This window comes from Halochromatium sp. (assembly GCF_054919635.1).
The window spans coordinates 1-10,648 of the sequence record NZ_JBUDPI010000100.1 but is presented as its reverse complement, the minus strand read 5'-3'; the positions used below and the strand labels follow the sequence as shown (position 1 = coordinate 10,648).

The 10,648-nt window shown below is 61.9% G+C and carries 12 protein-coding genes; 1 reads left to right on the top strand and 11 read right to left on the bottom strand.

All coding sequences use genetic code 11. From position 1 onward, the window contains the following. Positions 1-36 precede the first annotated feature (36 nt). Both ACY693_RS08210 and fur read right to left on the bottom strand, forming a co-directional pair. Entirely contained in the window at positions 37-504 is a 468-nt protein-coding gene (locus ACY693_RS08210; protein WP_462321342.1) for a L,D-transpeptidase family protein, read from the bottom strand. Between the two features lie 129 nt (positions 505-633). After that, positions 634-1,080 carry a ferric iron uptake transcriptional regulator gene (gene fur, locus ACY693_RS08205; protein WP_462321341.1) on the bottom strand — a complete coding sequence of 149 codons (447 nt, stop codon included), beginning with the start codon at positions 1,078-1,080 and terminating at the stop codon, positions 634-636. A 114-nt stretch (positions 1,081-1,194) separates the two neighbouring features. Here fur and ACY693_RS08200 point away from each other — a divergent pair, with 114 nt between their 5' ends. Then, positions 1,195-1,695 carry an outer membrane protein assembly factor BamE gene (locus tag ACY693_RS08200; RefSeq protein WP_462321340.1) on the top strand — a complete coding sequence of 167 codons (501 nt, stop codon included), beginning with the start codon at positions 1,195-1,197 and terminating at the stop codon, positions 1,693-1,695. 67 nt (positions 1,696-1,762) lie between these two features. Here the strand turns inward: ACY693_RS08200 and ACY693_RS08195 are convergent, their stop codons facing one another. The 9 genes from ACY693_RS08195 to ACY693_RS08155 all read right to left on the bottom strand — a co-directional run bounded on the left by ACY693_RS08195 (position 1,763) and on the right by ACY693_RS08155 (position 10,326). Then, positions 1,763-2,065 carry an RnfH family protein gene (locus ACY693_RS08195; protein ID WP_462321339.1) on the bottom strand — a complete coding sequence of 101 codons (303 nt, stop codon included), beginning with the start codon at positions 2,063-2,065 and terminating at the stop codon, positions 1,763-1,765. Beyond that, the gene (locus ACY693_RS08190) at positions 2,055-2,489 is read right to left on the bottom strand and encodes a type II toxin-antitoxin system RatA family toxin (protein ID WP_462321338.1); all 435 of its coding nucleotides are present in this window, start codon (positions 2,487-2,489) and stop codon (positions 2,055-2,057) included. The genes ACY693_RS08195 and ACY693_RS08190 overlap by 11 nt, the downstream gene beginning before the upstream one ends. 1 nt (position 2,490) lies before the next feature. Further along, positions 2,491-3,858 (bottom strand): sodium-dependent transporter, encoded by a 1,368-nt coding sequence (locus ACY693_RS08185; protein WP_462321337.1) that lies wholly within the window; start codon positions 3,856-3,858, stop codon positions 2,491-2,493. Positions 3,859-3,862: 4 nt separating this feature from the next. Continuing rightward, positions 3,863-5,203: a phosphoglucosamine mutase gene (gene glmM / locus ACY693_RS08180; protein WP_462321336.1), complete on the bottom strand. Its 1,341-nt coding sequence runs from the start codon at positions 5,201-5,203 to the stop codon at positions 3,863-3,865. A gap of 71 nt (positions 5,204-5,274) precedes the next feature. After that, positions 5,275-6,111: a dihydropteroate synthase gene (folP, locus tag ACY693_RS08175; RefSeq protein WP_462321335.1), complete on the bottom strand. Its 837-nt coding sequence runs from the start codon at positions 6,109-6,111 to the stop codon at positions 5,275-5,277. Between the two features lie 34 nt (positions 6,112-6,145). After that, complete coding sequence (gene ftsH, locus ACY693_RS08170; protein ID WP_462321334.1) at positions 6,146-8,068, bottom strand: ATP-dependent zinc metalloprotease FtsH; 1,923 nt, start codon at positions 8,066-8,068, stop codon at positions 6,146-6,148. A 91-nt stretch (positions 8,069-8,159) separates the two neighbouring features. Then, positions 8,160-8,783: a 23S rRNA (uridine(2552)-2'-O)-methyltransferase RlmE gene (gene rlmE / locus ACY693_RS08165; RefSeq protein ID WP_462321333.1), complete on the bottom strand. Its 624-nt coding sequence runs from the start codon at positions 8,781-8,783 to the stop codon at positions 8,160-8,162. A gap of 46 nt (positions 8,784-8,829) precedes the next feature. Next, positions 8,830-9,606, bottom strand: a complete 777-nt coding sequence (locus ACY693_RS08160) for a hypothetical protein (protein WP_462321332.1) — start codon at positions 9,604-9,606, stop codon at positions 8,830-8,832. 363 nt (positions 9,607-9,969) lie between these two features. Beyond that, positions 9,970-10,326, bottom strand: coding sequence for a high-potential iron-sulfur protein (locus ACY693_RS08155; protein WP_462321331.1), 357 nt, complete (start codon positions 10,324-10,326; stop codon positions 9,970-9,972). Between the last annotated feature and the right edge of the window lie 322 nt (positions 10,327-10,648).

Genomic DNA, 10,648 nt, shown 5'->3' with positions numbered 1-10,648 from the left:
AGACGAACAGCAGCCAGCCGAAACATTGCCGTCCGATCAGTCGATCAACACCGGACAGCCAATCGGAGCCCAGTCACAGAGCCTGATCACATCGGTGTTGCGTATCCGAATACAGCCATGCGAGCGCGCCACGCCCATCGGCTCAGCCTCTGGACAGCCATGGATGTAGATATAGCGACGCAGCGTATCCACTGCCCCTCCACGGTTACGTCCGGATTCGCAGCCGGTGAGCCAGAGGATACGACTCAGAATCCAGTCTCGCTCTGGCGCCGCTGCACCAAGCTCGGCCGAGTAGACCTCCCCGGTCCAACGCCGTCCGCGAAACACGGCGCCGGGGGGACAGCCAGCACCAATCTTGAGACGAATTCGATGACGCCCGCGCGGCGTGCAGCCGCTGCCGTTGCGCTCGCCTGCACCGTTCAGCGCGGTCGAGACCGCGGCGCTCTCAACCAGCAGCTCATCCTCAAAAAGCATCAATCGTTGCCGTTCTAGGCTGACGTGGATGCTCCGTCGGACAACGGCATCAGTAGCGCAATCAGTCGATGAGCGAGACGCCTGTCCTTGCACGGCATTCACCGACGGCAGTCGCGCGCTCTGGCGACCTTCTGCCTGGCAGGCCCGAATGGGCTCAAGCTAAGAGCCTCGCTTGAGCTCACCGCGCCGGGGACAGTCCTCGCCTTGGAGGCAATCACCATAGATCACCAGGGCGTGGTCGACGATCTTGAATTGGTTCTGCTCGGCAATGGCTCGCTGACGGTCTTCGATCACCTGGTCGAAGAACTCGACCACAGCGCCGCACTTGACGCAGACCAGATGATCGTGGTGCCCACCCCGATTGAGCTCGAACACCGACTGGCCGCCCTCAAAGTGATGACGGACCACTAAGCCGGCGCTCTCGAACTGGGTCAACACCCGATACACCGTCGCCAGCCCGATCTCCTCGTCGGCAGCCAGCAGCTCCTTGTAAACCTCCTCGGCGCTGAGATGCCGCTGCTCGCTGGTCTCCAGGATGTGCAGGATCTTCAGCCTTGGCACGGTCACCTTAAGCCCCGCCTGCTTGATCTGTCGCTGATTCTCCATCGGCATTTTATCCATCGGTCCGCTTCGCAGTTAACGTCGGTCGGAGAAACTGATGCCGTTTGCTCATGTGCGGTACCATCTGTGTCTGTTTCATCCCTTCTTTATAGCAGATTGATGCAAAGGCTTGTCATTCTTAGCTCGATCCTGGTCCTTGCTGTGGCGCTCGCGAGCAGCGGCTGTGCACGCGGCAAGAGACAGGATGATCGCCCCAGCGGCTCCATGCTGTCGAATCTACCCTTCGTCTACAAGATGACGGTCCAGCAAGGCAATATCATTACCGAGCGCATGGTGAATCAGGTCCAGTTCGGCATGAATCCCGAGCAGGTCCGTTTCCTGCTCGGAACGCCCCTGCTCACTGATATGTTCCACACCAACCGCTGGGACTACATCTACACCATTCGCCGCGGGCATCAGCCGATGGAGATCAAGCGGCTCACCCTTTGGTTTGAAGATGATCAGCTTGTGAGCATCGAAGGATTTGCACAACCTGATTCGGCTGCGGCCCTGGCGGCGCTCGAAGAAGAGACCCAGGTGGTTGAGGTGCCGGACTGGCGGGATGACCGCGGCATCATCACCCGGACCCTGAACGCTGTCGGCGTCGAAACCACCGACTAACCGGCCTGCTTACGGGCTCAGACCGCCGGAGGTCAGGGGCCGCTTTCGCTCGGCAGCAAAGCCCGCCCTAGGCTGCATTGGCCTTTGCGCCGGTCGCGCGTTGTTTGCGCGCCTGCTTTGGATCGGCGATCAGCGGCGGATAGATCTCCACTCGATCACCGCTAGCGAGCGCCTGATCGAGCTTGGCCAGCTTGCCGAAGACGCCAACCTTGTTGACATCAAGATCGATCTCGGGAAACCGAGAGAGGATGCCGGAGCGTTCGATGGCATCGGCGAGGGTCATCCCGGCCTGCCCTGTTACCGGTATCAGCGCCTGCGCCCGCTCACGGGCGTAGGCCACTTCGACATTGATGGTCTGCTCAGTCACCATAGACCTCATCTGCTCTTTTACAAAAGGCGTCAACCATCGAGTTCGCGATCTGCCCGAAGACGCCACCAAAGGCCTTATCAATGAGACGGCCCGAGAACTCGAAATCCAGTTCGAGCTCGACCTTGCAGGCATCTTCGCGAAGCGGCGTGAAGGTCCAGACGCCACTGAGCCTGCGAAATGGACCCTCTTTCAGGTCCAGATACATGCGCTCAGGCGGCTCGAGCCTATTGCAGGTCGCGAACACCTGGCGCACGCCGAGTCTGGCGACCTCGATGCGCCCGCACAGCTCATCCTCGTTGCGCGACAGCAGGGTCGCAGACTGACACCAAGGCAGGAACTGCGGATAGCCCTCCACGTCTGCGACCAGATCAAACATCTGTTGCGCCGAGTGACGCACCAATGCACTTTTCTTTACCAGTGGCACGTCAAATCAATCCAACGGCGTTCAAAAAAACCAGGATGACACAGACTGGCGCGAGCCAGCGAATCAGGCTTCGCCAGAAGCGATAGATCAACGCCCCATTGGTGGCGCCGAGCTCTTCTCGCGACACCCGCTCATCGAGCACCCAGCCCACAAATACGGCGATGAAGATGCCGCCAAGCGGCAGTAGCACGTTCGCGGTGAGGTAATCGAAGAGGTCGAGAATACCCTTGCCAAAGACAGTAAAGCCCGACCATTTGTTCAAGGACAGCAAGCAGGCGATCCCCAGCAGCCAGACCGCAACACCCGCCAGCAAGGAGGCACGCACGCGGCTGAAGCCTCTGTTCTCGACCAGGTAAGCAACCATGGGCTCGAGCAATGAGATGGCCGAGGTCCAGGCAGCAAATGCGAGCAGCAGGAAGAAGAGCACGCCAAAAAACGCCCCAAATGGCATCTGCCCAAAGGCCACCGGCAACGTCTGAAAGATCAGCCCAGGCCCGGAGCTAGGCTCGAGACCGTTGGCAAATACGATCGGAAAGATCGCCAGTCCCGCGAGCACCGCGACCAGGGTATCCATACTGGCAATGATCGCGACGTTACCGCCGATCGAGGCGTGGCTACTGAGATAAGAGCCGTAGATCATGATCGCGCCCATGCCGAGACTCAGGCTGAAGAAGGCCTGCCCCATCGCACTGAGGATGGCCTCCCCGGCATTCTCGCTGAGCTCGCCGAAATCGGGGGTGAAAAGGTAGGAAAGCCCGGCACCAAAGTCTCCCGCCTGAGCGGCATAGAGCACCATGACGATCAGCAACAGAAACAGCGCCGGCATCAGAAATCGCACGGCCCGTTCCAGACCGCTCGCAACACCACGCGCGACGACCATGACCACGAGCACCATGAAGATGGTATGCCAGGCCAAGAGCCGCTCGGGATCCGCGACCAGTGCGCCAAAGATCGCCTCCGAGGCGCTGCCATCGATCCCCGCGAACAATCCGGCCCCGGCCCGAAAGACATAGGCAAGGGTCCAACCGGCGATCACGCTGTAGAACGACAGGATGAGAAAACCTGCCAGGATACCCATCCAGCCAAGCAACTGCCAGGCCCGACTTGCACCGGCCTGCTCAGCAAGCGCACGCATGGTATTGATCGGACTCTGTCGTCCGCGACGCCCGATCATGATCTCGGCGATCATGATCGGCACCCCAATGGTCGCGACACAGATCAGATAGATCAGCACGAAGGCGCCACCGCCATACTCACCCGCGGTGTACGGAAAGCGCCAGATATTGCCCAGGCCAACAGCGGAGCCGGTGGCCGCGAAGATGAACGCGAGCCGCGATGACCACATGCCGTGAATCGAGGTCGTCTGCATCGGTTTAGGCCCCTAGCTCGTCACGCACCAGGCCAGCAAGCTCCTCGGCCAGGGCCTGGACATTGACCGCATCGCTGCCCTCGACCATCACCCGCACCAAGGGCTCAGTGCCAGAGTGGCGCAATAGGATGCGCCCCTGATCACCCAGGCTAGCCTCGGCCGCGCGCACCGCCTCCTGGATGCGTGGCCGCGCCATCACATCGGTGCGCTGCTCCAGCCGGACATTGATCAGCACCTGGGGATAGCGCTCAACCGGCCGCACCGCCTCAGCCAGCGATAGATCAGCATCCATGAGCGCCTGCAACACCTGCAGCGCGGCGATGATGCCGTCGCCGGTCGTGGTCCGATCGCGACAGATGATGTGCCCGGACGGCTCGCCGCCGAGCATGCCACCGTCGCGCTTGAGCTGCTCCATGATGTATCGATCGCCAACCTGGGTGCGCACGAAGTCGACGCCCAAACGCCGCAGCGCGAGCTCAAGCCCGAGATTGCTCATCAGGGTACCAACCACGGCACCTCGCAGCTGATCGGTGGCGCGACGCGAGTTGGCGATGAGGTAGATCAAGGCGTCACCGTCGACCACCTGGCCTTCGGCATCCACCATCATCAGCCGATCGCCATCACCGTCAAAGGCGATGCCAAGGGCTGCGCCCTCAGCGACCACCGCGTCGGCGAGAGCGCCCGGTTTGGTCGAGCCGACCTCGCGATTGATATTGAAGCCGTCCGGCCGATTGCCAATCGCGACCACCTCGGCACCGAGCTCCTCAAAGACGAACGGCGCCACGTTGTAGGTCGCCCCGTTGGCGCAATCGAGGACCAGCTTCAGTCCCTTCAGTGTCGTCGAGGGGGGGATACTGCTCTTGCAGAACTCGATGTAACGACCTGCCGCATCCTCAACCCGGCGCACCTTGCCGAGATCCGCCGAGGGCACCGTGATCAAGGGCTGATCGACCATGGCCTCGATGGCACACTCGACCTCGTCAGGCAGCTTGTCGCCATCGCTGGAGAAGAACTTGATCCCGTTGTCGTCGTACGGGTTGTGAGACGCCGTGATGACAATGCCAGCCGCGGCCCGAAAGGTCCGAGTCAGGTAAGCAACGCCTGGCGTCGGCATTGGGCCTAGCAGGCGGATATCGACCCCAGCCGCGACCAAACCAGCCTCGAGCGCGGATTCGAACATGTAGCCAGAGATTCGCGTGTCCTTGCCGATCAGCACCGTGCTGCCGTTGCCCTGACCCAGCACTCGCCCAGCGGCCCAACCCAGCTTGACCACGAAGTCGGGGCTGACGCTCGGATCGCCGACTCGCCCCCGGATGCCATCGGTGCCGAAATATTTGCGCTTCACCTTTCCACCTTTCTAGGTCCGACCGAGCGTCCGTCGTCGCTCAGTGCCGTTGTCATCCGACCGGCTATCGCTCATTGCCCCGTTTCCGCAACAGCGGTGAAAACACGCACCGCATCGTAGGTGGGCGAGACATCATGGGTCCGGATGATCGCGGCACCACGTGCGAGTGCGAGCATGGCCGCGGCAAGCCCAGCCGACGTGCGATCGCGCGTACCCCGGCCGGTGATCGCGCCGAGCATCGACTTGCGCGACAACCCCACCAGCAGCGGCAGACCAAGCTCGGCGAGCTCATCCAACCGCGCCAGCAGGGTGAGATTATGCGTGAGGGTCTTGCCAAAGCCAAAGCCGGGATCAACCAAGAGCCGATCCCGGGCGATACCCGCTTGCTCGCAAGCGCTGATGCGGCCCCGCAGAAAGTCCATCACATCGGCCACCACGTCGGCGTACTTGGGCCGCTGCTGCATGGTCCGAGGCTGGCCTTGCATGTGCATGAGACAGATCGGCAGGCCCGTCGCCGCAGCGGTGCGCAAGGCATCGGGTGCGCGCAGCGCGAAGACATCATTGATCAAGCCGGCACCAGCGCCAGCCGCAGCGCGCATCACCGCGGGCTTGGAGGTGTCGATCGAGATCGGCACCTCGCCCCGCAGCGCCAACGCCTCGATCACTGGCACCACGCGCTCGATCTCGACCGTCTCCGGCACCGGCTCAGCACCCGGGCGCGTCGACTCACCGCCAACGTCGATGATCGTCGCTCCCTCCTTAACCATGCGCTCGGCACGCTCGAGTGCAGCGTCGACGGAAACGAAATCACCCCCGTCCGAGAAGGAGTCGGGGGTGACGTTGAGGATGCCCATCACTTGGGGACCGGTCATGTCCAGCAACCGGTCCCCACACCGCAATACCTTCATGGCGTGAGGTTAGTGTCTCGGGGCTCCATGACGATCAGTGCTCGCCGGCAGGGCCACCGATCGGGCCAGTTGCCGGGCGACCACCGGGCGATGGGGTCACGGGTGCATCGGCACCACCGCCAGGACGCTTCGGCTCATCACTACCCCAGTCCTTCGGCGGCCGTGGCTCGCGCCCCTCCATGATGTCCTTGATCTGCTCGGCATCGATGGTCTCGTACTTGATCAAGGCAGCCGCCATGGCGTGCAACTGATCCATGTGCTCGACGAGGATGGTCTTGGCGCGCTCGTAGTTACGATCGATGAAGCTGCGCACCTCCTTGTCGATCAGATGCGTTGTTTCATCGGACACCGACTTGTGCTGGGTCACCGAATGGCCCAGGAAGACCTCTTGCTCGTCCTCGCTGTAGGTCAGTGGACCCAGCTTGTCAGACAGGCCCCACTTGGTCACCATGTTGTGGGCAATATCGGTGGCCCGCTGGATGTCATTCGAGGCGCCCGTGGTCACCATATCCGCACCAAAGACCAGCTCCTCGGCGAGACGACCGCCAAACAGACTCGAGATCTGGCTCTCCAGACGCTGCTTGCTGTAGCTGAAGCGATCGTCCTCGGGCAAGAACAGGGTCACGCCCAGCGCACGCCCGCGCGGAATGATGCTGACCTTGTGCACCGGGTCATGCTGCGGCACCAGCCGGCCGACGATCGCATGACCCGACTCGTGGTAAGCGGTCAGCTTCTTCTCATCCTCGGACATCACCATCGATCGGCGCTCGGCGCCCATCATGATCTTGTCCTTGGCCTTCTCCAGGTCCTCCATATCCACCAGGCGCTTGTTGGCGCGCGCGGCGAACAAGGCCGCCTCGTTGACCAGATTGGCGAGGTCAGCGCCAGAGAAGCCCGGTGTGCCGCGAGCAATCAGCGATGGCGTGACGTCCTCGGCCGTTGGGATCTTACGCATGTGGACCTTGAGCACCTGCTCGCGCCCGCGCACGTCGGGCAGGGGCACCACCACCTGGCGGTCGAAACGGCCCGGACGCAGCAGCGCTGGATCAAGCACGTCGGGACGGTTGGTCGCCGCGATCACGATCACGCCCTCGTTGCCCTCGAAGCCATCCATCTCGACCAGCAGCTGGTTCAGGGTCTGCTCGCGCTCGTCGTGACCTCCGCCAAGACCGGCGCCGCGGTGACGTCCAACCGCGTCGATCTCATCGATGAAGATGATGCAAGGAGCATGCTTCTTGGCCTGCTCAAACATATCGCGCACCCGCGAGGCACCGACACCGACGAACATCTCCACGAAGTCCGAGCCCGAGATCGTGAAGAACGGCACCTTGGCCTCGCCAGCGATGGCGCGGGCCAGCAAGGTCTTGCCCGTCCCTGGAGGGCCGACCATCAGCACGCCTTTCGGGATCTTGCCGCCGAGCTTCTGGAACTTGGACGGGTCCTTGAGGAAGTCGACAACCTCGACGACCTCATCCTTCGCCTCCTCGGCACCCGCCATGTCGGCGAAGGTCACCTTGACCTGATCTTCGCTGAGCATGCGCGCCTTGCTCTTGCCGAACGACATCGCGCCGCGGCCACCGCCGCCGCCCTGCATCTGCCGCATGAAGAAGATCCAGAGCCCGATCAGGATGAAGAGCGGGAACCAGTTGATCAGGATCTGCATCAGCACCGAGGGCTTCTCGGGCGGCGTGGCACGAATCTCCACGTTATTGTTGAGCAGATCGCCCACCAAGCCCTCATCGCCAGGGCTGTAGGTCGTGAAACGCTGGCCATTGTGGTTTACGCCTTCAATCGTCCGGCCCTGGACCGTTACCTCTTTCACCTGCCCCTGACGGACCTGCTCGATGAAGTCGGAATAGGCCAGGGTCTGCGGACTCGACTGCGTGGCCGTGAAGTTATTGAACACGGACATCAGCACGATCGCGATGACCACCCAAAGAATCAGATTTTTCGCCATGTCGCTCACGGCATCGGCCTCTTTCAGAACTGCGGCACCTAAGCCGGTACGGCTTCGGGACTGCACTAAGTGATATGGGATAGACGGGACGTTACCGGACTTGGCGCCCTGTCGCTACCAAGTAAACCTCTCGGCTCGCCGCCCGCGACGCACCTGGCTTACGGATCTTGACCTGCTGATAACCTTGCCGAAGGTCTCTCAACGCGATGTCGAACCCCTCGCCCTGGAACGCTTTGACTACCAAGCTGCTACCCGGTTTCGCGTACTGCGCAGCAAAATCCATGGTCAGCTCAACCAGGTACATCATCCGCGGCTGATCGACTGCCGCCATGCCGGAAACGTTTGGGGCCATATCCGAAAGCACAAGATCGACACCCTGGTCGCCAATGCGCTCGCGCAGTCTCGCCAAGTCCTCGGCCTCACGGAAATCGCCCTGAATCACATCGACCCCGGCAATCGGCTCCATCTCAAGTAGATCGATGGCAACGACTGTACCTCGGGGCCCGTTGCGCTTTGCCACCACCTGTGACCAGCCCCCGGGTGCCGCACCGAGATCAACCACAGACTGCCCTGCGCGCAATAAACGGTCGCGCTGATCCAGCTCGATCAGCTTGTAAGCCGCCCGGGAGCGGTAACCGTCACGCTGCGCCTGCTGGACGTATGGATCACTCAGGTGGCGCTGCATCCAGCGGCGATCGCCCTTCCGTCGTGCCATCAGATGAAGCCGCAGCTCGAGTCAGCGCCGAATCGCAGGGATACAATCACAGGTCATCGACCCAGGCAAAGTTGAATAGCTCGAGCAGCGCCCCGGTAACGCTACCAGCGGCCATGCCCGACGCAACCGCAAGCGGCAAGGCCGATGAGGTGCTCTCAACCACGTCCAGGAAGAAGCCGGACCGATCATAGCCGGAAACGATGTTCGCAAAGGCCCAGAAACTCCCGCCGACGATGACCGCGATGACGCCGATCACCAGCCCCTCTGCGACTGGACACCAACGTCGCGGCAAACCACCAGTCGCAGTTGCCACCTTGCGCACCGAGGCGACGAAGATGACCCCATTGACCGAGACCAGGAAGGCCACAGCCACCACCGGCGAGAGCCCGACGCCGAGCATCGCCACCAATGAGAGCACAGTGCCAGAGACCGCCCCGCTCAAAGCACCCACCAAGGCCTTGGCTGGCACATTTGCCGTGCAACGGGTCGGGAACTCGATCAATAGTCCGGTCGCCAGACCGAGGACGCCGCAAAGCAGCGCAGCATGCCAGAACGCGGCATGCTCAAAAAACAGGATCAAGACGAATAGCGTCGTTACGACGCCGATCAAGCTCGCCGCCAACGCAGCCTGTCGCGCACTGTAGTAAGAGGCACCAATCGCACCGGCACCCGTAGCCGCTGCAACGAAGGCCAAGGGCCCCAAATAAGGCTCGAGCAGTGCCTCAAGCACGATAAACAGAGGCGCATAGATCGCGCCAATCAGTGCCCATAACAGCGCGCGCATCAGGAGTTGACGAGTGACGGGCAACAGCGCAAGGCTCATGACTCAGTTCCAAGCGGATAGCAAAACAACGGATTGGGCTGCACCCAGCGAAGCCGGAGCAAGCGTTGGGCGGGGTCTGGCAACGGGCAGAGGCTCGTCACTAGCGAGGAGATTAGGATCTTGCAACCCAGGGTTCAACATCAGAGCCGTTAATGGGATTTGGCTAGATGCAGAGGGGCAGTGATCGCAGCGGACGGACATCTGCTGCAGACGCCAGGGCCGACGGGGTTCGGCTGTCGACGGGCGACGACCCTAGGCAGGGTGCAAAAGGATGGAAAATGGGGGTTGTGATCGAGAGACTCCAAGCGGGGCGCTGAGGCGCCCCGCGCCGGGCTCAGAGGCCGCGGCAGGACAACGAGACCTTTAGCCGGCCTTCAGCGTCCAAGATGCGCACCAGCCGGTCTCATGCACGGCCTTGCCTGGGAATAGGCTGCAGGGGCGCCACTCGCCCGAGTCAGCCAATACGAACTGACAGTTGTTGCAGAACTGCTCTTCCGGCGGCTTGCCAGGACGCGCTGCGGCGGCGCGATCGGCCTCGGTCGCGTCATGATGATACTTCAGCGCCTGTGCGGTCGGATCGGTTGCCGGGTCAACGTGCGGGAGATCCTGGGCTTGTGCGGCTGCAATACCGACGAGGTTGACCAGGGGCACCGAGGCGAGACCACCAAGCATCATCTTGACGGCGTCACGACGGCTCTTGTTCATTGGCTTATCGGACATTCTGACGTCTCCTTCAGAGCGTGGACTGAGATTGCTCAACGGCCCGGTGTTACCACGCAGGCCCGGACCGTCGGCCATTTTGCACGAACGGGCCGGAAAAGGCGAGAACGACAAGCAGACCCCGGTTGCAGCGCCAGTTGCAGCCCCGGTTGCTGAGGAAGCTTGCAAAGCTGCGATGCAAAGCCGGGGCGGAACGCTAGTCCTACCTCACCGAATCCGAGTAGCTAGACAATCGGCTCCGGAACACGTTCCTGAGCAGCGTCAGTGCTTAGGCGATTTCTGTCAAAGCTCATACCGCCTTGCTGGTCTTTTCGCTCGCCTT

Bases quoted from the DNA above. Each gene is read 5' to 3' on its own strand.
- fur (WP_462321341.1), bottom strand. From the start codon at position 1,080: ATGGAGAATCAGCGACAGATCAAGCAGGCGGGGCTTAAGGTGACCGTG.
- ACY693_RS08200 (WP_462321340.1), top strand. From the start codon at position 1,195: ATGCAAAGGCTTGTCATTCTTAGCTCGATCCTGGTCCTTGCTGTGGCG.
- ACY693_RS08195 (WP_462321339.1), bottom strand. From the start codon at position 2,065: ATGGTGACTGAGCAGACCATCAATGTCGAAGTGGCCTACGCCCGTGAG.
- ACY693_RS08185 (WP_462321337.1), bottom strand. From the start codon at position 3,858: ATGCAGACGACCTCGATTCACGGCATGTGGTCATCGCGGCTCGCGTTC.
- folP (WP_462321335.1), bottom strand. From the start codon at position 6,111: ATGAAGGTATTGCGGTGTGGGGACCGGTTGCTGGACATGACCGGTCCC.
- ftsH (WP_462321334.1), bottom strand. From the start codon at position 8,068: ATGGCGAAAAATCTGATTCTTTGGGTGGTCATCGCGATCGTGCTGATG.
- rlmE (WP_462321333.1), bottom strand. From the start codon at position 8,783: ATGGCACGACGGAAGGGCGATCGCCGCTGGATGCAGCGCCACCTGAGT.
- ACY693_RS08160 (WP_462321332.1), bottom strand. From the start codon at position 9,606: ATGAGCCTTGCGCTGTTGCCCGTCACTCGTCAACTCCTGATGCGCGCG.
- ACY693_RS08155 (WP_462321331.1), bottom strand. From the start codon at position 10,326: ATGTCCGATAAGCCAATGAACAAGAGCCGTCGTGACGCCGTCAAGATG.